The organism is Glycomyces arizonensis DSM 44726 (assembly GCF_000482705.1).
In the GTDB taxonomy this organism is placed as follows: domain Bacteria; phylum Actinomycetota; class Actinomycetes; order Mycobacteriales; family Micromonosporaceae; genus Glycomyces; species Glycomyces arizonensis.
On sequence record NZ_AXWO01000003.1, the window covers coordinates 214,298 to 234,209 of the forward strand.

Genomic DNA, 19,912 nt, shown 5'->3' on the forward strand with positions numbered 1-19,912 from the left:
CTCAGGTTCCGGGCATGACCGGATCCCACGAGTGCGACCTGCGCATGCACATGGCTTAGGCTGGATTCGATGGACGCACCAGGGTTGTTCGAATTGGCTCAGCCGCCCGAGCCGCAGGGATCCGGTGTTCTCGGAACCGGCTCGGCCTCCGGCGACGAGCCCCTGGCCGTCAGGATGCGGCCCCACGGCCTCGACGAACTCGTCGGCCAAGGCCACCTGCTCACGCCAGGCTCGCCGCTGCGGCAGGTCGTCGAGGGCCACCAGCCGATGTCGGTCATCCTGTGGGGGCCGCCCGGCTCGGGCAAGACCACCATCGCCCACCTCGTCGCCCAGTCCGGCGACCGGCGCTTCCGCGCCATGTCCGCCCTCAACTCCGGCGTCAAGGACGTCCGCGCCGCCATCGAGGAGGCCAGGCGCGTCCGCCGCACCGGCGGGCCGCAGACCATCCTGTTCATCGACGAGGTCCACCGCTTCACCAAGACCCAGCAGGACTCCCTGCTCGGCGCCGTCGAGGACCGCACGATCACCCTCCTGGCCGCCACCACCGAGAACCCCTACTTCTCCGTGGTCGCCCCGCTGGTCAGCCGCTGCGTCCTGCTCACGCTCCGCGAACTGGGCGACGCCGACGTCGCCGCCGTCGTCGACCGCGCGGTCGCCTCCCCGCGCGGCCTGGACAAAGCCGTCGAGCTCACCGACGAGGCCCGCGACCACCTCGTCCGCACCGCGGGCGGCGACGCCCGCAAGGCCCTCACCGCGCTCGAAGCCGCCGCCGCGACAGCCGAGGCCGAAGGCGACCCGAAGCTCACCCTCGCCCGCGTCGAGGCCGCCATCGACACCGCCGCCGTCCGCTACGACCGCGACGGCGACGGCCACTACGACGTCGCCAGCGCCCTCATCAAGAGCCTGCGCGGCTCCGACGTCGACGCCGCGATGCACTACCTCGCGCGGATGATCGTCGCCGGAGAAGACCCCCGCTTCATCGCCCGCCGCCTGGTCGTCTTCGCCTCCGAAGACGTCGGCATGGCCGACCCGACCGCGCTCCAGACCGCCACGGCCGCCGCCACCGCCGTCGAGCGCATCGGCCTGCCCGAAGCCCGGATCAACCTCGCCCAGGCCGTCGTCCACCTCGCGACCGCCCCCAAGTCCAACGCCGTCATCACCGCCATCGACGAGGCCATCGGCGACGTCCGCGCCGGCAAGGTCGGCCCCGTCCCGCCCGACCTGCGCGACGGCCACTACAAGGCGGCTGCTCGGCTCGGCCACGGCACCGCCTACGTCTACCCGCACGACGACCCGCGCGGCGTGGTGCCCCAGCGCTACGCCCCCGACGCCGTCGCCGGACGCGACTACTACCGCCCCACCAGGCACGGCGCCGAAGGCGAGGTCGCCGACCGGCTCGAGAAGCTGCGCCGGATCGTGCGGAAGCCCCGCGATGAGTGACGGCCCGCTCCCGCGCCGCCCCTCCGACCGGCTCGCCGCGGCGCTGGCGTCCACCGGCTCGCGCATCGAGCGGCTGCGCATGACCGCCCTGGCGGTCGCGTGCGCGGCGGTGCTGCTGGTGTGCGCGGTGCTGTGGTTCGGCAGGGCCTTCACCATCGACCCGACCCGCCGGGCCGTCGACGAGCTCGACGTGCCCGCGTGGGCGGCCGTCGACGCCGACGACGAGACCTACGGGAGCCGCTGGTGCGTGGGGGAGTGCCGGGTGCGGGTGCGCACCTGGGCCTCTGAGGGCACAGTGGAGGACACCGGGAGCGAGTACCGGCGGACGGTGCTGGCGAACGGCTGGATCCCCGCCGACGAGGCGCTGTGCGTCGGCGGCGAGGGCGGCACCGGCTGCTACGTGCGCGACGAGCTGTTCCTGGAACTGTGGGTGGTGCCGGTGACCTGCTCGGACCGCTACGAGCTGTGCGTGGGCTCGGAGGTGACCGCGGTGGTCACCTCGCAGGCGGCGCTGCCCCGCCTCGCCGAGTACCGCCGCACGGCCGACGCGGATTAGGCCACCGCCCCGTTGCGCTTTCTGTCCTTATCTGCAAGGTAAGGTCAGGGCTGCGTTGCTCATACGCGAGAGCCGGGAATCACCTTGTAACCGCACCAGTGCGGTCAATTCTTCGTCGAGGGGGAAGCTGTGTCGGAGGAGACGTTGGCGTTGGAGTTGAATGACGGATGGGATCTGTTCGCGGCATTGACCGGGGTAGGCATCCTGATCCTGTGCGTGGTCCTGAGTTTCGTGCTCATCAGTCTGCGCAACAAGATCGTCGTCAAGGCCGGGCGTACCCTCGACAAGGTCGACCGTGAGGTCGGGCCGCTCCTGCAGAACCTCAACACCACGGTCACCAGCGTCAACACGAACCTGACGCAGGTCGAGGGCGAACTGGAGAAGGTCGGGCACATCACCGACAACGCCGCGCACGTCTCGTCGAACGTCGCCAACATCACCACCATGGTCACCGCCGCCATCGGCTCGCCGCTGGTCAAGGTCGCGGCGCTCGGCTTCGGTCTGCGCTCGGCGGTCAAGCGGCGCAACCAAGAAGCCGACGAAGAGCAGGTCCGCCGCATGGTCGAGGCCTCCAGGCAGAGCAAGAAAGAGCGCAAGCAGGCGCGCAAGGCCCGCAAGCGGCAGAAATAGCTTGAGGAGTTCCAATGTTCAAGCGGATGATCTGGGTAGGCATCGGCGTGGTCGTCGGCGTCGTGGTGGTCAGGAAGCTCACCAAGGCAGCCGAGTCGGTCACTCCGGGTGGGGTCGCCGACCGCATAGGCGGCGCCGGTGCTGAGATGAGGGAATCGTTCAAAGCGTTCTGGGCCGACGTCTCCGAGGCGAAGCGGGCCAAGGAAGCCGAATTGTTCGATGCCATGGAGCGCGGCGAGGACATCACCCCGCTGCTCTCCGATGAAGAAGACGACACCCAGGCCCAGCCGGGCCGGTAGCAGCACTGAAGGAGGTGCCCCATGGAGACCGCTGAAATCCGACGCCGGTTTCTGAAGTTCTTCGAGTCCAACGGCCATACGGTGGTCCCCAGCGCACCGCTGCCGGCCATCGACGACCCGAACTTGCTGTTCATCAACGCGGGCATGGTCCAGTTCGTGCCCTACTTCCTCGGCCAGACCGCGCCGCCGTGGAAGACCGCGACCTCGGTCCAGAAGTGCCTGCGCACGCCCGACATCGAAGAGGTCGGCAAGACCTCCCGCCACGGCACGTTCTTCCAGATGAACGGCAACTTCTCCTTCGGGGACTACTTCAAGGAGCAGGCGATCCGCTACGCCTGGGACCTGACCACCGGCTCGGTCGAGAACGGCGGGCTCGGCCTGGACGGCGAGAAGATCTGGGCGACGGTCTACCTCGACGACGACGAGTCGATCGACATCTGGCACAAGCAGATCGGCCTCCCGCTCGAGCGCATCGTGCGCCGCGGCCAGGCCGACAACATGTGGTCGATGGGCATCCCCGGCCCGTGCGGGCCGTGCTCGGAGCTGTACTACGACCGCGGCCCCGACTACGGGCCCGAAGGCGGCCCCGAGGTCGACGAGGACCGCTACCTCGAGTTCTGGAACCTCGTGTTCATGCAGCAGGAGCGGGGCCCCGGCCCGGCGAAGGAGAACTACGAGATCCTCGGCGACCTGCCGAAGAAGAACATCGACACCGGCATGGGCCTGGAGCGCATGGCGTCGATCCTCCAAGGCGTCGACAACATGTACGAGATCGACCAGGTCCGCCCGCTGATCGACAAGACCTCGGAGCTGACCGGCCGCCGCTACGGCGTCTCGACCTCGCACACCGCCTCCGAGTCGCACCCCGACGACGTCCGCTTCCGGATCGTCGCCGACCACATCCGCTCCAGCCTCATGCTCATCGGCGACGGCGTCGTGCCCTCCAACGAGGGCCGCGGCTACGTGCTGCGCCGCATCATGCGCCGCGCGATCCGCGCCGTGCGCCTGCTCGGCTACGACAAGCCCGCGCTGCCCGAGCTGCTGCCGGTCGCGCGCGACTGCATGAGCCCGTCCTATCCCGAGCTCGCCGAGGACTTCGAGCGCATCTCCTCCTACGCCTACAACGAGGAGGAGTCGTTCCTGTCGACGCTCAAGCGCGGCACCGAGATCCTCGACATGGCGGTCACCAGGACCAAGCGCTCGGGCGGGACGTCCCTGGAGGGCGCGAAGGCGTTCGAGCTGCACGACACGTACGGCTTCCCGATCGACCTGACCCTGGAGATGGCCGAGGAGCAGGGCCTCGCGGTCGACGAGGAGGGCTTCCGCCGCCTCATGGGCGAGCAGCGCCGCCGCGCGAAGGCCGACGCCGAGGCCCGCAAGACCGGGCACGTCGACCTGTCGGTGTACCACGAGATCCGCGACGACAACGGGCTCTCGCAGTTCACCGGCTACACCGAGGACGCCCGCGAGACCGACGTCCTGGCGATCATCGGCTCCGGCGGGCGCGTCAGGGACGCCGAGGCCGGCGACGAGGTCGAGATCGTCCTCAAGGCCACCCCGTTCTACGCCGAGGGCGGCGGCCAGCAGGCCGACACCGGCCTGATCACCGTCGGCTCCGGCGAGATCGAGGTCTACGACGTCCAGTCGCCGGTCGCGGGGCTCGTCGTCCACAAGGCCAAGGTGGTCAGCGGCGGCATCGTCGAGGGCGACAACGCGTACGCCAGGATCGACCGGCGCCGGCGCGGCGCGATCAGCCGCGCCCACACCGCGACCCACCTGGTGCACACCGCGATGCGGAACTTCCTCGGCGAGTCGGCCACCCAGGCGGGTTCGATGAACGCGCCCGGGCGGCTCCGCTTCGACTTCCACACGCCGAACCAGGTGCCCGAGTCGGTGCTCACCGACGCCGAGCAGCAGGTCAACGAGATCCTCGAGCACGACCTGGAGGTCAAGGCGTTCACCACGTCGATGGCCGAGGCCAAGGCGCTCGGGGCGATGGCGCTGTTCGGCGAGAAGTACGGCGACGAGGTGCGGGTCGTCGAGGTCGGCGACTACGCGCGCGAGCTGTGCGGCGGCACCCACGCGGGCCGCTCGGGGCAGCTCGGCGTCGTCAAGTTCCTCTCCGAGTCCTCCATCGGCTCGGGGGTGCGCCGCGTCGAGGCGCTCGTGGGCATCGACGCGTTCCACTTCCTTGCCAGGGAGCACGCGCTCGTCAACCAGCTCGCCGGGCTCTACAAGGTGCCCTCCGAACAGGTCCCAGGCCGCGTCGAAGGGACGATCGCGCAGCTCAAGGACGCCGAGAAGGAGCTCGCGCAGCTGCGCAGCCAGATCGTGCTGTCCAAGGCCGCCGACTACGCGAACGAGGCGAAGCAGGTCGGCGCGGTCAAGGTCGCCGGTGTGAAGGCGCCCGACGGCACCAAGGGCGGCGACGTCCGCCGGCTGGCGATGCAGATCCGCTCGCACCTGCCCGAGTCCGAGCCGGGCGTCGCGGCGGTCGTGGCGACGGCGGGCGGCAAGGCGAGCGTCGTCGTGGGCGTCAACGCCGCGGCGAAGGCGCGGCACATCAGCGCGGCCGACCTGGTCAAGGGGGCCCTGTCGGGCCGCGGCGGCGGCAACGACGACATCGCCCAGGGCGGCGGCGTCCCCGCCGAGCAGGCCGACCGGCTGCTCGACGACATCGTGCGCGCGCTCGCCGAGTAGGCGACTGTGGACAACGAACGATCCGGCCCCGCCGTCACCGAGTGGCGGCGGGGCCGTCGTCTCGGCGTCGATCTCGGCAAGGCCCGCACGGGCATCGCCGTGTGCGATCCGGACGGCATCCTGGCGACTCCCGTGGCGACCGTCCGTCGTGACATGAGGACCGGCGGCGAGGAGATACCGAACGATATTCGCGAAATCGCTGAAATTGCCGCCGATTACGATGTGGTGGAGATTGTCGTCGGCCTACCCGTTACCCTTTCCGGTGAGGAGGGGTTGGCCGCCGAACACACCCGGACCTGGGTGCAACGGCTTTCCGACCGTGTCTCACCCGTGCCGGTAACGCTGACCGACGAGCGGCTCACCACTGCCGTCGCCACCCGCAGGCTCAACGAGGGAGGCGTCCGCGGCAAGCGGAAGCGCTCCGTCGTCGACCAGGCCGCCGCGGTGGAGATCCTCCAGCATTGGTTGGATCAGCGGCGAAGGATATGACGCATGCTCGGCGATCTCGATTCACAGGCGGAACACGCGGACGCTCCCAGGCGGCACCGCCGCCGTGAATCCGGCAGCTCCCTCATCGCCATGACCCTCGTCGTGGTCCTGTTCGGCGTCCTCGGCGTCGGCGGCTGGTGGGCCTACAACAACGTCATCAAGGACTACTTCATCGCCGAAGACTACGAGGGCACCGGCAACGGCACCGAGGTCGCGGTCGTGATCGAAGAGGGCTGGTTCGTCGCCGACATCGCGAACGAACTCTACGACCAGGGCGTGGTCGCCTCCGCGAAGGCCTTCACCGACGCCTCGTCGGACGACGGCGACAGCGGCACCACCATCCAGCCGGGCACCTACAACATGCAAGAGGAGATGTCGGCCGCCTCCGCGCTCGCCTTCCTCACCGACCCGGCGAACAGGATGACCGACGCCGTCACCATCCCCGAGGGCTTCACCTCGATGGAGGTCTACGCCAAGCTCTCCGAGCACACCGGCGTGCCCGTCGAGGAGTTCGAGGCCGCCGCCGAAGACCCCGAGGCGCTCGGCGTCGATCCACTGTGGTTCGAAGGCTTCGGCGACCGGCAGGTCAAGTCCATCGAAGGCTTCCTGTTCCCGGCCACGTACGAGTTCGACGAGGAGATGACCGCCGAGCAGATGCTCTCGGCGATGGTCGCCAAGTTCAACGAGACCGTCGCCGACATCGGCTTCATCGACAAGGCCGCCCAGATCCAGGACCCCGACCCGGACTACGACCCCGGCGCCTACTCCATGCCCGACCAGATCTTCAACCCGCCCACCAACGGCGAGTTCAAGATCTACCCGTGGATGGCCCTGCAGATCGCCTCGATCGTCCAGTCCGAGTCCGGCGTTCCCGAGGACAACGCCAAGATCGCCCAGGTCATGTACAACCGGCTCTACCTCAACTGGTTCGAGCACGCCCAGACCCGCTGCAACTGCCTGCACAGCGAGGCCATCTGGAACTACGGGCGCCAGCTCAACGGCGAGGAGCCCATCACCTCTGGCGAGGACATCGAGTGGGAGACGCTCATGATGGACGGGGAGAACCCGTGGGCTCCCAACGCCAAGGAGAACGCCGGGTACTTCCCCAGCGCCATCGCCAACCCCGGAGTCGCCGCGCTGGAGGCCGCCGTCAACCCCGAACCGGGCGACTGGCTGTACTTCGTGACCGCCTACCAGGACGGCCGGGCGCTGTTCGCCGAGACCCTCGACGAGCACCGCGACAACATCCGCGTCGCCGAGGACAACGGGATCCAGTGATGCAGGCAGCCGTCCTGGGCAAGCCGATCGGGCACTCGCTGTCCCCGGTCATCCACAGCGCCGGATTCGCCGCGGCCGGGCTCCGCGACTGGACGTACGGCCGCCACGAGTGCGACGAGACCGGCCTGGCCAACTTCGTCGACCGCCTCGACGACACCTGGGCCGGGCTCTCGCTCACCATGCCGCTCAAGGAGATCGCCCTCGTCGTCGCCGACGAGGTCACCGACGTCGCCGAGGCCATCGGCGCGGCGAACACGCTCGTCCTGCGCGGCGGGAAGCGCCTGGCCGACAACACCGACGCGCCCGGCATGGTCGACGCGCTCGCCGAGATCGGCCTGACCGAGGCGAAAGAGGTGGCCGTCCTCGGCGCGGGCGGCACCGCCCGGGGCGCCCTCGGCGCCGCGCGGCAGCTCGGGGCCGAGACCGTCACCGTCTTCGCGCGCCGCCGCGAGGCCGTGGCCGAACTCGAGCCCGTCGCCGAGCGCCTCGGCCTCGACCTGCGCTCGGCCGGCTGGGACGAGGCCGTCGTCGCCGGACGCAGCGACCTGGTCGTCTCCACCGTCCCCAAAGGCGTCACCGACGGCCTGCGCGTCGACTGGCGGCCCGGCACCGTCCTGTTCGACGTCCTGTACGACCCGTGGCCCACGCCGCTCGCCGCGGGGGCCGAACGCGAGGGCGCCAGGGTCCTCGACGGCCTGGCGCTACTGTTGGCCCAGGCGGTCCGGCAATGGACCCAGTTCACCGGGCTCGACGAGGCCCCGGTGGCGGCGATGCGTGAAGCGCTCTACACGGCGGCGAGGCGGCGATGAGCAGACCGGTCTTCCTCTACGACGGCGACTGCGCGTTCTGCGGCCGGTGCGCGGACTTCATCGAACGCCGCGTGCGGACCGACGCCGAGGTGAAACCGTGGCAGTGGGCCGACCTCGCAGCGCTCGGCGTCGAGCGGCAGGCCGCCGAGGAAGCGGTGCAATGGGTCGAGCACGGCCTTGCCAAGGCCGGACCGGACGCCATCGCGGTGCTGCTGCGCCGCGCCCAGTGGTACTGGAGACCGCTGGGCCGGATCGCCTCCCTGAGGCCCGTCTCGCGGCTGCTGTGGCCGGTCTACCGGCTCGTCTCCCGCAACCGGCACCGCATGCCCGGCGGCACCGCCGCCTGCGCACTCCCGCGAGCGCGGACCTGAAGGGCCGAGGCGCCCGTCCCCGCAGCTGAGAAAACGAGTGGCTCCATGTCGGAGCGAGCCCTTATGGTCGCATCATGCCGATCCTCGAGGCCCGATCCCTCAGCAAACGCTTCCGCCGCCCCGACAAGGGCTCCGGGTTCAAAGGCGCCCTGAAACACCTGGTCCAGCGCAAGTACAAGAACTTCACCGCCGTCGACGCCATCGACCTGTCGATCGAGCCGGGCGAATCGGTGGCCTACGTGGGCCCCAACGGCGCCGGGAAGTCGACCACGGTCAAGCTCCTGACCGGGATCCTCCAGCCCACCGAGGGCACCGTCCGGGTGATGGGCCGCGACCCGCACACCGAGCGGATCGCCAACGCCCACGACATCGGCGTCCTGTTCGGGCAGCGCACCCAGCTGTGGTGGGACCTGCCGGTCGAGGAGAGCCTCAAGCTCCTCAAGCACATGTACGGCGTCTCCGAGGCCGACTACAAGGCCCGCATCGAGAGGTTCGACGAGCTGCTCGGCCTCGGCGAGTTCATGCCCGCGCTCGCCCGCACCCTCTCGCTCGGCCAGCGCATGCGGGCCGACCTGGCGTGCGCGCTCATCCACGACCCGAAGATGGTCTACCTCGACGAGCCCACCATCGGCCTCGACATCTCCGTCAAGGACCGGCTGCGCGCCTTCCTGCGCCAGCTCGTCGACGACGGCACCACCCTGCTGCTCACCAGCCACGACCTGGCCGACATCGAAGAGGTCTGCGAGCGCATCGTCGTCATCGACGAGGGGAGGATCGCCTACGACGGCCCCATCGAGCAGCTCAAGGCCCACTACATCACCACCAAGGCCGTCAACCTCATCCTCGACGGCCCGGCCGACGCCGAGGCGCTCGCCGAGAAGTTCCCCCACTACGAATGGAGCGCCGGGGAAGCGTCCAGCGAGGTCACCGCCACCTACGAGTCGTCGCGGTTCACCACCGCCGAAGTCCTCGGCGACCTCACCGCCCAGCTCGCCCCGCGCGATTTGTCGCTGTCCGAGCCGAGCATCGAGGACGTCATCAGGCGCTTGTACGCGGGGGAGCTCACCAAGTGAGCCGCCCGCACCCGTCGCCCCGCCCAACCGCTCGCTTCCCCGAACCGGAGTGAACGCATGACTCATACGTTGGCGGTCGACCGCGCCTTGGCGGTCATCTCGCTGAAGCGGCGCCTGGCCTACAAGGCCAACTGGGTCTTCGCGATCATCCTCGGCGGCGGCGCCATGCTCTCGGGCCTCGCCCTGTGGCGCAACCTCCTCGGCGACGGCACGCTCGGCGGCTACGACTGGGACTCGATGCGGGCGTACATGATCATCGGGTTCTTCACCGCCACGCTCGCGTTCGGCGGCGCCGACTGGGCGATCGCCGACAGGATCCTCGACGGGCTCATCGCCGTCGACCTGACCAAGCCGATGGACTTCCAGCGCGCCCGCGCCGCCGAGTTCGTCGGCAGCATGGTCTCGACCGTCCCCACCGCCGTCGTCGGCTCCGCCATCGCCTGGCTGGTGTTCTCGCCGCCCGCGCCCGTCTCGCCGCTCGCCGGGGCGCTGACGGCGGTGAGCATCCTGTTCATCTTCCCGCTGGCGTTCGAGATCACCTACCTGTCGGTGCTCGTGTGCTTCTGGACGAGGCGGTACCTCGGCATCATGTGGGCGAGAGAGGCCGTGCTCTCGTTCTTCTCGGGGATCATGGTCCCCTTGGCGCTCATGCCCGCCCCGCTTCAGATCGCGGCCTGGTGCCTGCCGTTCCCGCACTTCACCACCACGCCGTCGAACATCTACCTCGGCAGAGTCGACACCCCCGGCGCGCTCGGGCTCATCGCCGCCGAGGCCGCCTGGGTCGTCGTCATGTGGTTCGCGGGCCGGCTGGTCTTCAACCACGCGGTCAAGAAGGTGACGGTGCACGGTGGCTGAGACGACGATCGACATCCGGACGGCATCACCGGTGCGGCACGCCGCCGAAGTGTACCGGCGCAGCCTCGTCGCCCACCTACGGTCCATCGTGGAATATCCCGCGGACTTCTGGGTGATGGCCTCCTCCGGCGCACTGTGGCAGATCCTCCAGTTCGCGTTCATCGCGATCCTGTTCGCGAACGTCTCGGCCGTCGCCGGGTGGGGCTACCACGAGATGCTGCTGCTGATCGGATTCCTGACCCTGACCGGCGGCACGACCGCGATGCTCTGCGACGGCGTCTGGAGCATCGGCAGCATGGTCATCAAGGGCGAGATCGACTACCGGATCACCAGGCCCGCCCCGGTCATCGTCCAGGTCGCCTCCACCCACGTCGGCATGCAGGCGTTCGGCGAGGTGACCCTCGGGGCCGCCATGTTCGTCTACGGCTGGATCGGCGCCGGGCTGAGCCCGGCCCTGATCCCGGTCGCGCTGCTCCTGCTGGCCTGCGGCCTGGTCATCGAGATGGCGCTGATGACCGCCATGTGCGCGGTGAACTTCTGGGTCAAGGGCACCGCGTCGATCTTCGGGTTCATCCTGGTCGACCTCCAGGAGAACGTGATGCGCTTCCCGCTGGGAATCTACCCGGCGGCGGTGCGCGTGGTGGCCACGTTCGTCGTTCCCCTCGGGTTCGCCAGCTTCGTCCCGGTGCAGATCCTCACGAGCCGACTCTCCGCATGGTGGCTCATCGGCCCGCCGGTCGCCGCGGCGGCCACCGTCGCCGCCGCGGCCCTGGTCGTCCGCGCCGGTCTGCGCTCCTACGACTCGGCGGGGCACTGACATGGCCGACGCGATCGCCGCCCCGCGCGGGCACCGCTTCGCGGCCGACCGCGCCCTCGCGCTCATCTCGTTCAAGCGCCGACTCGCCTACAAGACCACCTGGCTGTTCTCCATCACCTTCGGCGGCTGGCAGCTGCTGGTCGGGATCGTGGTGTGGGAGCACATCATCGGCGCCGGATCGGTGGGCGGCTACGACTGGGACGCCATGCGCGCCTACCTCCTCATCGGGTTCGTCACCTCCACCATCGCCTGGGGTGGCGCGGACTGGCAGATGGCCAACCGGATCCTCGACGGGCTCGTGGCGATCGACATGACCAAACCGGTCGACTTCCAGCGCGCCCGCGCCGCCGAATACGTCGGCGGCGCGGCCTCGGTGCTGCCGACCGCGGTCCTCGGCGCGGTGGCGGCCTGGTTCCTGTTCGACCCCCAGCTTCCGGTGACGCCGCTCGCCGGAGTCTTGACCGTGGTGAGCATCCTGTTCATCTTCCCGATGGCGTTCGGGGTCGGCTACCTGTCGATCATGCTGTGCTTCTGGACCCGCCGCTACCTCGGCATCCAGTGGGCCAAGGACGGGTTCGTCGCGTTCTTCTCCGGCATGATGGTGCCGCTGGCGCTCATGCCCGGCTGGCTCCAGGTCCTGAGCTGGTGCCTGCCGTTCCCGCACTTCACCACGACGCCCGCGGCGATCTACCTCGGCCGCGTCGACACGCTCGGCGCGCTCGGGCTCATCGCCGCAGAAGCGGCATGGGTCGTCGTCATGTGGGGCGGCGCGCGCCTGATCTGGCGCCGGGCGATCAAGAAGGTCACGATCCATGGAGGTTGAGCATGCGGCACGCCTTCGCCGTTTACCGGCGCTCCCTCGGCGCCCACTTCCGCTCCATGCTGGAGTACCCCGCCGACTTCTGGGTCATGGCGAGCACGGGCACCGTCTGGTCGTGCATCCAGTTCGGCTTCGTGACCATCCTGTTCGCGAACGTCAACGCGATCGGCGGCTGGGGCTACCACGAGATGCTGGTCCTCGCCGGGTTCCTGACGGTCGCGGCCTCGACGAACGCGATCTTCTGGGACGGCATGTGGGGCCTCGGCAGGCAGATCATCAACGGCGGCATGGACTACCTGATCATCAGGCCCGCCCCGGTCGCCTCCCAGCTCGGGGCCAGCCACGTCGGCATGCAGGCCTTCGGCGAGATCACGCTCGGGCTGACGATGCTCGTCTACGGCTGGGTCGGCGCCGGACTGAGCGCCGCGATGATCCCCGTCGCGATCGTGATGCTCGCCTCCGCCGTGGTCATCGAGATCGCGCTGCTGACGGCGGCGAACGCGGCGAACTTCTGGATCAAGGGCCACTCGCCGGTGGTGGCGTTCATGCTGCTGGACATGCAGACCGAGGTCATGCGCTTCCCGCTGACGATGTTCCCGTTCGCCGTCCGGCTCCTGCTGACCTTCGGCCTGCCCGTCGCCTTCGCCAGCTTCATCCCGGTGCAGGTCCTCACCGGCCGGCTCTCCGCGGGGTGGCTGATAGGCCCGCCCGTGGCAGCGGCGGCGGCCGTGGCGTTCGCGGTATGGGTCTTCCGCGCGGGCCTGCGCGCCTACGACTCGTCCGGTCACTGATGCACATTGAGCATGCTCAACGCATGCTATGCTCGTGGCATGGTGTTCATTCAGGTACGGAACGTCGATGAAGGGCTTCGCGAGTCGGCCAAGCGCCGGGCTGCGGAACTTGGAGTGGATTTGTCAACTTATGTCCGAAATCTAATCCAGCGTGATGTTGCCCGCCCCAGCATCAATGCATGGCTCGACGAGGTCCTAGCTGATCCCATCGGCGACCCGTTCGATGCCGCTGAAGCCATTGCCGACGCACGCGCCGACCGCGAATCCGAGATCCGGCGGTCGCTGGGAGACTTCGCGTGCTGATCGTCGACGCTTCTGTCATCACCGCTCTCCTTACCGGTCATTCCGCGAAGGCGTCGATCGCCGAGCACCTCCGGCGTGATCCGGAACTCGCGGCACCGGCCCACCTCGACGTCGAGGTGCTCTCTGCGCTCCGCGGGCGCATGCTGGGGCGACACTTGACCATGGCCGACCTGCGGGTAGCCGCTGCGCGGCTCGCGGCCCTGCCGGTGCAACGGGTGCCGTTGGGGAACACCCGGCTGCTGTTGGAAACGGTGCGCTGGTTCCACAACCTCTCGGCTTACGACGCCTGCTATGCCGCCCTGGCAAAGGAGCTCGACGCACTGCTGCTGACCGGTGACAAGGGCCTGGCCGACACCGCGACCCGAGCGCAGATCGCATGCGCGCATGTCGACTGCTCCGCATGACCGGATGAGCCGTGCCCGATTAATGGGTTGCGCGGGTGCGTGGGGGCCGCTAGAGTCGCTCCCGTCGCCCGAGGTCTGCAAGCCCGGGCCCGTAGAGCGTTTGGAGGTGTGTACACATGGCTGTCGTTGTCTTTCGTCTTGCCTCGATTACCAGTTCACCTCCCGTCGGCTCGCTCTGACCCGTTGTCGCGTGCCGCCGGATTCTCTGCACAGGAGCACACCCGCAGTGGCACGCAAGTCCAACAACACTTCCACCTTCGAGTCCACCCGTCGCCGCAAGTCGCTCGGCGAGGACGAGGTCTTCTCAGCCGAGGACCAGGCCCGTTTCGAGGCCATGCGGTCCGAGGACTTCGACGAGGGCCCGGTCGACGACGGCCCGCCCACCGGCGACCGCTGGTCCACCTGGGACGACTCGGAGGCACTCCAGCGCGGCCCCAAGCCGTGGCCCGAATGGATCATCACCGACCTGGGCGCCGTCGACTACGAGCTCGGCGTCCTCAAGACCGGCAAAGAGGCCGACGTCTTCCTCATCGAACGCGCCGTACCGGACACCGACCGGGCGGTGCTCATGGCCTCCAAGCGCTACCGCTCGGCCGAGCACACCCAGTTCAACCGCGCCGGCGACTACACCGCCGGGCGCACGGCCAGGCGCTCGCGCGACCGCCGCGCCATGGAGAAGCGCACCAAGTTCGGCCTCGAGCAGGCGGCGGGCCGCTGGGCCGCCACCGAGTTCGACGCGCTCAAGCGGCTCTACGTCGCCGGGGTGGCCGTGCCGTACCCGGTGCAGATCCTCGGCACCGAGGTGATCATGGAGTTCATCGGGACCGGGCGCACCGCCGCGCCGCGCCTGGCCGAGACCCGGCCCGACGAGGCCGAACTCGAGAGCCTGTGGGAGCAGGCCTGCGAGAACCTCCGGCTGATGGCCGAGCAGGGCTTCGCCCACGGCGACCTCTCGTCGTACAACACGGTCGTCCACGAGGGCCGCCTGGTGGTGCTCGACCTGCCGCAGATCGTCGACATCTACGCGAACCCGAAAGGGCTCGAATTCCTGACCAGGGACGTCGAGAACCTCGGCGGCTGGTTCACCGCCAGGGGCGTGGACCGCCAAGAAGTCGACGACCTGCGCGTCGAGCTCATGGCCCTGGCGGGACTCCGCTGAACCGCACCTCGGGCCGGACCGCACGGCGGCCCGGCCCGAGGCCCGATGCCTGTCCCACCCCCGATATAGCCTTGTGGGCGTGAGCGTTGATTACCGTCCCGCGCCGGGCACGATTCCCACCCAACCCGGTGTCTACCGCTTCCGGGACCGCGACCGGCGGGTCATCTACGTCGGCAAGGCCAAGAACCTCCGCAACCGCCTGAACTCCTACTTCGCCGACGAGACCCGCCTCCACGAGCGCACCCGCCGGATGGTCAACACCGCCCGCAGCGTCGAGTGGACCGTCGTCGGCACCGAGGTCGAGGCCCTCCAGCTCGAGTGGACCTGGATCAAGGAGTACGACCCGCGCTTCAACGTCATGTTCAAGGACGACAAGTCCTATCCCTGGCTTGCCGTCACCGTCGGCGACGAGTTCCCCCGCGCCCAGGTCATGCGCGGCAACCGACGCAAGGGCGTCCGCTACTTCGGGCCCTTCGGCAGCGCCTGGGCCATCCGCCAGACCCTCGACCTGCTCACCCGCGTCTTCCCCATCCGCACCTGCTCGGACACGGAGTTCAAGCGCTGCAACCGCATGGGCCGCCCGAACCTGCTGGCCGACATCGGCAAGTGCTCGGCCCCCTGCGTCGGACGCATCTCCGCCGAGGACTACCGCGAGCTGGTGAACAGCTTCTGCTCCTTCATGTCCGGCGACACCGCCCCGGTCCGCAGGCGCCTCATCGCCGAGATGCAGGCCGCCTCCGAGGCCCTCGACTTCGAGAAGGCCGCCCGGCTGCGCGACGACCTCGGCGCGCTCGACAAGGTCCTCGAACAGCAGGTCGTCGTCCTCGCCGAGGACGTCGACTGCGACGTCATGGCCGTGGCCGACGACGAACTCCAGGCCGCCGTCCAGGTCTTCCACGTCCGCGGCGGCCGCATCCGCGGCCAACGCGGCTGGGTCATCGAGAAACCCGAACCGGTCGACCTCGCCGGCATCGTCGAGCGCTTCTGCACCCAGTTCTACGGCGAGCAGGGCGAAGTCGTGCCCCGCGAGGTCCTCGTCCCGGCCCTGCCGGGCGACGCCCCCGCGCTCACCGAGTGGCTCTGCGAGCAGCGCGGCGCCAAGGTCGACCTGCGCGTGCCCCGCCGCGGCGACAAGCGCGCCCTCGCCGAGACCGTCGAGAAGAACGCGGGCGAGTCCCTCCAGCGCCACAAGCTCAAGCGCGCCGGGGACCTCACCGCCCGCTCCAAGGCCCTCGAAGAGCTCGCCGACGCCCTCGACCTCCCCGAGGCGCCGCTGCGCATCGAGTGCTACGACGTCTCGCAGTCCCAAGGCCAGGACGTCGTCGCCTCCATGGTGGTCTTCGAGGACGGCCTGCCGCGCAAGAGCGAGTACCGCCGCTTCGTCATCAAGGGGGAGAAGAAGGACGACCTCTCCTCGCTCCAGGAGACCCTGCGCCGCCGCCTTTCCAAACTGGACGAACAGCCCGCCGGTTCACCCATGGAGGAGGACGAGGAGCCCCGCAAGGGCTTCCACTACCCGCCCCAGCTGCTCGTCGTCGACGGCGGCCAGCCGCAGGTCGCCGCCGCCGAGGCCGTCTTCGCCGAGATGGGGATCGACACCATCAACCTCGCCGGGCTCGCCAAGCGGCTCGAGGAGATCTGGCTGCCCGGCGAGGAGTACCCGGTCATCCTCTCGCGCACCTCCGAGGCCCTCTACCTCATGCAGCGCGTCCGCGACGAGGCCCACCGCTTCGCGATCTCCCTGCACCGCAACCGCAGACGCAAGCGCATGCGCTTCTCGGCGCTCGACGGCGTCCCCGGGCTCGGGGAGTCCAAGCGCAAGGCGCTGCTGAAGCACTTCGGCTCGGTCAAGCGCATCAGAGAGGCCGAGCTCGAAGACCTCGAAGCGGTCCCGGGCATCGGCCCGAAGCTCGCGGAGACCTTGCGGACACATCTGCGCAACCCCGATGACAACACCGATTGAGACGCGCATGGTAGCTATACGGGGGTCAGCGTCATAGCCGTGTCACAGCGGCATCAAGATCAATCTCGGGAATACTTGTGTCTATGAGTGCGCCATCTGAGCAGTCCGCGTTCCAGGACCGAAGCGACCTGGACCTCGTCATCGTCACCGGCATCTCCGGTGGGGGCCGATCGACGGTGGCGCGCGCCTTGGAGAACGTCGGCTACTACGTCGTCGACAACCTCCCGGAGTCGCTCGTGGCCCAGACCGCCGAGCTCGCCGCGGCGGGCGGCGCCGAGGTCAAGCGGACCGCGATGGTGCTCGACGTGCGCTCGCGCGCGTTCACGACCGACCTGGTCGGTGTCATCGAGGAGCTGCGCAAGGGCGGTTTCAAGCCGCACCTGGTGTTCGTCGACGCCGACGACGACGTGATCATCCGCCGCTTCGAGAAGGTCCGCCGAGCCCACCCGCTGCAAGGGGACGGACTGCTCGCCGACGGGATCGCCGCCGAGCGCCGCCTCCTGGCCCCCGCGCGCCAATCGGCCGACACTCTCTTCGACACCACCCACATGAACGAGAATCAGCTCAGGGCCAGGGTCGAGGAGACCTTCCTCGCCCCCTCGACCGCCGGACTCCAGTTCACCTGCATGTCGTTCGGGTTCAAGTACGGCATCCCGCGCGATGCGGACTATGTGGCTGACGTACGATTCCTTCCCAACCCGTATTGGGTTCCGAGCCTGCGCGAGCTCACCGGCGCCGACAAGGACGTCTCGGACTACGTCCTGCACCAGGAAGGCGCCGCCGAGTTCGTCGAAGCCTACGCAGGGCTGCTGCTCGGCACCACCCAGGGATTCGAGCGGGAAGGCAAGCGCTACATGACGATCGCGATCGGATGCACCGGCGGCAAGCACCGCAGTGTGGCCATCGCCGAAGCGCTCGCGAGCCGCCTCAACGCGGCCGGGTTCCCCGCGAACACCCACCACCGCGACCGAGGGAACGAATGACCCACTCCACAGCGGCACCGGCCGGCGCCAGGTCCCTTCCCGAGCGCCGACGCCGCTCCGCCCAGCGCGGCGGTGAACCCGCCGGCGCGCCGAGCTCCCGTCGCCGACCGGAGTGACGGCCCATGACCAGCGTCGTCGCGTTCGGCGGCGGGCGGGGTCTGTCGGCCTCGCTGCGCGCGCTCTCCAGGCTCGACATCGACCTGACGGCCGTGGTGACCGTCGCCGATGACGGCGGCTCCTCGGGGGCGATCCGCAAGTCCAGGCCGGTGCTGCCGCCCGGCGACCTGCGCAAGGCCCTGGTCGCCACCGCCGACCCGACCAGGGCCGATGCGGCGAATCTGTTCTCGCACCGCTTCGGCGGCGACGACTTCCTGACCGGGCACCCGGTCGGCAACCTCGTCCTCACCTCGCTGCTCGAACGCCGCGCCAACCCGGTCGCCGCCATCGCCGAGGCCGCCGACCTGCTCGGCTGCCGCGCCCGCATCCTGCCCATGTCGTGCGAGCCGCTCGACATCGAGGCCGACCTCGCCGAAGGTCGGGGCGTGCGCACCATCGTCGGCCAGCACGAGGTGGCCGTCGCCGACGGCGCGGTCACCGACGTCCGGCTCGTCCCGGCCGACGCCCCGGCCTGCCCCGAGACGCTCGAGGCGGTCGCCGCGGCCGACTGGCACGTCTTCGGCCCCGGCTCCTGGTACACCAGTGTCATTCCGCACTTGCTCTTGCCAGAGCTGCGCGAGGCCGTCGCCGCGGCCTCGGCCAAGCGAATCGTGGTGCTCAACCTCTCCGAGGAGAAGGAGACCGACGGCCTCACGCTCGCCGGGCACCTCGACGCTCTGGGGCGTTACGCCGAAGGTGTCCGGTTTCACTACGTCATCTCGGGCGATACCCGAACCCTCGACGATCCCGAGTCGTTGAACACTGCGGCACAATCGTTGCGGGCCGAATTGGTGGCGGCGGACCTCGCCGCGGACGTCGTCACCCACGACGTCGCCGCACTGGCCGCGGTAATGGGAAATCTGCTCGTCGAAGATGGTGGTTCATAAATGGCGATGACCTCGGAGGTCAAGGACGAACTCAGCCGGATCGAGGTAACGAAATCCTGCTGCCAGCGCGCCGAGCTCGGCGCGCTGTTCCGGTTCGCCGGCGGGCTCCACCTGGTCGGCGGCTCCAACGTCATGGTCGAGGCCGAGATCGACGCGGGCAACGTCGCCAGGCGCGCCAAGCGCATGATCAACGAGCTGTACAACTACGACTCCGAGGTCCACGTCCTCGTCGCGGCCGGGCTGCGGCGCACCAACCACTACCTGGTGCGCGTCATGGCCGACGGCCAGGCGCTCGCCCGCCAGATCGGCCTGACCGACCAGCGCGGCTATCCCGTGCGCGGCCTGCCCGCCCATGTCGTCGGCGCCTACCCGTGCTGCGCCGAGGCCGCCTGGAGGGGTGCCTTCCTGGCGCGCGGCTCGCTCACCGAGCCCGGCCGCTCGTCTTCGCTGGAGGTGACCTGCCCCGGCCCCGAGAGCGCGCTGGCGCTGGTCGGCGCGGCCCGCCGCCTCGGCATCGGCGCCAAGTCCAGGGACGTGCGCGGGATCGACCGCGTCGTCATCCGCGACGGCGACGCCATCGGCGAGCTGCTCACCAGGCTGGGCGCCCACTCGTCGGTCCTGACCTGGGAGGAGCGCCGCGTCCGCCGCGAGGTCCGCGCCACGGCGAACCGCCTGGCGAACTTCGACGACGCGAACCTGCGCCGCTCGGCCCGCGCGGCCGTCGCCGCCGCCGCGAAGGTCACCCGCGCCCTGGAGATCCTCGGCGACGACGTGCCCGACCACCTCGCGGGGGCCGGGAAGCTGCGCCTGGAGCACCGCCAGGCGTCGCTGGAGGAGCTCGGGACCCTCGCGGACCCGCCGCTCACCAAGGACGCCATCGCCGGCCGGATCCGGCGGCTCATCAACATGGCCGCCAAGCGCGCCGCCGAGACCGGCGTGCCCGGTCCGGACGACGTCGTCGCGGAGGAGGAAGCGCTCGCCGCGTGACGCGGAAGTCCACGACTGATAGCGCTTTCTTAACCGCGATGACATCGGCTTGTGGCGAGTGTGACATGATCGGGAAGTCCCGCCTGCGACCCGGTGGAAAACCGGGGCGGTAGGGTCGAAGAGTGCTCGGCGACGAGGCCGA

At 69.5% G+C, this 19,912-nt stretch carries 21 protein-coding genes; all 21 read left to right on the plus strand.

The window, feature by feature from the left end:
- Positions 1 to 69 precede the first annotated feature (69 nt).
- The 21 genes from H613_RS24535 (at position 70) to whiA (ending at position 19,770) form a co-directional block, all read left to right on the plus strand.
- Positions 70 to 1,440 (plus strand): replication-associated recombination protein A, encoded by a 1,371-nt coding sequence (locus H613_RS24535; protein WP_035736289.1) that lies wholly within the window; start codon positions 70 to 72, stop codon positions 1,438 to 1,440.
- The gene (locus H613_RS28915) at positions 1,433 to 1,996 is read left to right on the plus strand and encodes a hypothetical protein (protein WP_051392978.1); all 564 of its coding nucleotides are present in this window, start codon (positions 1,433 to 1,435) and stop codon (positions 1,994 to 1,996) included. The genes H613_RS24535 and H613_RS28915 overlap by 8 nt, the downstream gene beginning before the upstream one ends.
- A 150-nt stretch (positions 1,997 to 2,146) precedes the next feature.
- Entirely contained in the window at positions 2,147 to 2,626 is a 480-nt protein-coding gene (locus H613_RS24545) for a DUF948 domain-containing protein (RefSeq protein WP_169731954.1), read from the plus strand.
- Positions 2,627 to 2,640: 14 nt separating this feature from the next.
- Complete coding sequence (locus tag H613_RS0105395; RefSeq protein ID WP_026923012.1) at positions 2,641 to 2,925, plus strand: hypothetical protein; 285 nt, start codon at positions 2,641 to 2,643, stop codon at positions 2,923 to 2,925.
- A gap of 21 nt (positions 2,926 to 2,946) precedes the next feature.
- Positions 2,947 to 5,625, plus strand: a complete 2,679-nt coding sequence (alaS, locus tag H613_RS0105400) for an alanine--tRNA ligase (protein WP_026923013.1) — start codon at positions 2,947 to 2,949, stop codon at positions 5,623 to 5,625.
- A gap of 6 nt (positions 5,626 to 5,631) precedes the next feature.
- The gene (gene ruvX, locus H613_RS0105405; protein ID WP_026923014.1) at positions 5,632 to 6,114 is read left to right on the plus strand and encodes a Holliday junction resolvase RuvX; all 483 of its coding nucleotides are present in this window, start codon (positions 5,632 to 5,634) and stop codon (positions 6,112 to 6,114) included.
- Between the two features lie 3 nt (positions 6,115 to 6,117).
- The gene (locus H613_RS24550) at positions 6,118 to 7,392 is read left to right on the plus strand and encodes an endolytic transglycosylase MltG (protein WP_051392980.1); all 1,275 of its coding nucleotides are present in this window, start codon (positions 6,118 to 6,120) and stop codon (positions 7,390 to 7,392) included.
- Entirely contained in the window at positions 7,392 to 8,201 is an 810-nt protein-coding gene (locus H613_RS0105415) for a shikimate dehydrogenase (RefSeq protein WP_026923015.1), read from the plus strand. The genes H613_RS24550 and H613_RS0105415 overlap by 1 nt, the downstream gene beginning before the upstream one ends.
- Entirely contained in the window at positions 8,198 to 8,572 is a 375-nt protein-coding gene (locus H613_RS0105420) for a thiol-disulfide oxidoreductase DCC family protein (RefSeq protein ID WP_026923016.1), read from the plus strand. Before H613_RS0105415 ends, H613_RS0105420 begins: the two co-directional genes overlap by 4 nt.
- A gap of 74 nt (positions 8,573 to 8,646) precedes the next feature.
- Complete coding sequence (locus H613_RS0105425) at positions 8,647 to 9,645, plus strand: ABC transporter ATP-binding protein (protein ID WP_026923017.1); 999 nt, start codon at positions 8,647 to 8,649, stop codon at positions 9,643 to 9,645.
- 57 nt (positions 9,646 to 9,702) lie between these two features.
- Positions 9,703 to 10,500, plus strand: coding sequence for an ABC transporter permease (locus tag H613_RS0105430; protein WP_026923018.1), 798 nt, complete (start codon positions 9,703 to 9,705; stop codon positions 10,498 to 10,500).
- Complete coding sequence (locus tag H613_RS0105435; protein ID WP_156925838.1) at positions 10,493 to 11,317, plus strand: ABC transporter permease; 825 nt, start codon at positions 10,493 to 10,495, stop codon at positions 11,315 to 11,317. Before H613_RS0105430 ends, H613_RS0105435 begins: the two co-directional genes overlap by 8 nt.
- Position 11,318: 1 nt before the next feature.
- The gene (locus H613_RS0105440) at positions 11,319 to 12,140 is read left to right on the plus strand and encodes an ABC transporter permease (RefSeq protein ID WP_051392982.1); all 822 of its coding nucleotides are present in this window, start codon (positions 11,319 to 11,321) and stop codon (positions 12,138 to 12,140) included.
- Between the two features lie 2 nt (positions 12,141 to 12,142).
- On the plus strand, positions 12,143 to 12,928 hold the full coding sequence (locus H613_RS0105445; protein WP_026923021.1) for an ABC transporter permease: 786 nt from the start codon (positions 12,143 to 12,145) through the stop codon (positions 12,926 to 12,928).
- 39 nt (positions 12,929 to 12,967) lie between these two features.
- Entirely contained in the window at positions 12,968 to 13,231 is a 264-nt protein-coding gene (locus tag H613_RS30655; protein ID WP_156925839.1) for a hypothetical protein, read from the plus strand.
- Positions 13,225 to 13,635, plus strand: coding sequence for a type II toxin-antitoxin system VapC family toxin (locus H613_RS24555; protein WP_051392983.1), 411 nt, complete (start codon positions 13,225 to 13,227; stop codon positions 13,633 to 13,635). The genes H613_RS30655 and H613_RS24555 overlap by 7 nt, the downstream gene beginning before the upstream one ends.
- 226 nt (positions 13,636 to 13,861) lie before the next feature.
- Positions 13,862 to 14,794, plus strand: a complete 933-nt coding sequence (locus tag H613_RS0105455) for a serine protein kinase RIO (RefSeq protein ID WP_035736291.1) — start codon at positions 13,862 to 13,864, stop codon at positions 14,792 to 14,794.
- A gap of 79 nt (positions 14,795 to 14,873) precedes the next feature.
- Positions 14,874 to 16,757: an excinuclease ABC subunit UvrC gene (uvrC, locus tag H613_RS24560; protein ID WP_245598472.1), complete on the plus strand. Its 1,884-nt coding sequence runs from the start codon at positions 14,874 to 14,876 to the stop codon at positions 16,755 to 16,757.
- 83 nt (positions 16,758 to 16,840) lie between these two features.
- On the plus strand, positions 16,841 to 17,740 hold the full coding sequence (rapZ, locus tag H613_RS0105465; RefSeq protein ID WP_026923023.1) for an RNase adapter RapZ: 900 nt from the start codon (positions 16,841 to 16,843) through the stop codon (positions 17,738 to 17,740).
- Positions 17,741 to 17,862: 122 nt separating this feature from the next.
- The gene (locus tag H613_RS0105470) at positions 17,863 to 18,783 is read left to right on the plus strand and encodes a gluconeogenesis factor YvcK family protein (RefSeq protein WP_026923024.1); all 921 of its coding nucleotides are present in this window, start codon (positions 17,863 to 17,865) and stop codon (positions 18,781 to 18,783) included.
- Positions 18,784 to 19,770, plus strand: coding sequence for a DNA-binding protein WhiA (gene whiA / locus H613_RS0105475; protein ID WP_026923025.1), 987 nt, complete (start codon positions 18,784 to 18,786; stop codon positions 19,768 to 19,770).
- The last annotated feature ends 142 nt before the right edge of the window (positions 19,771 to 19,912 follow it).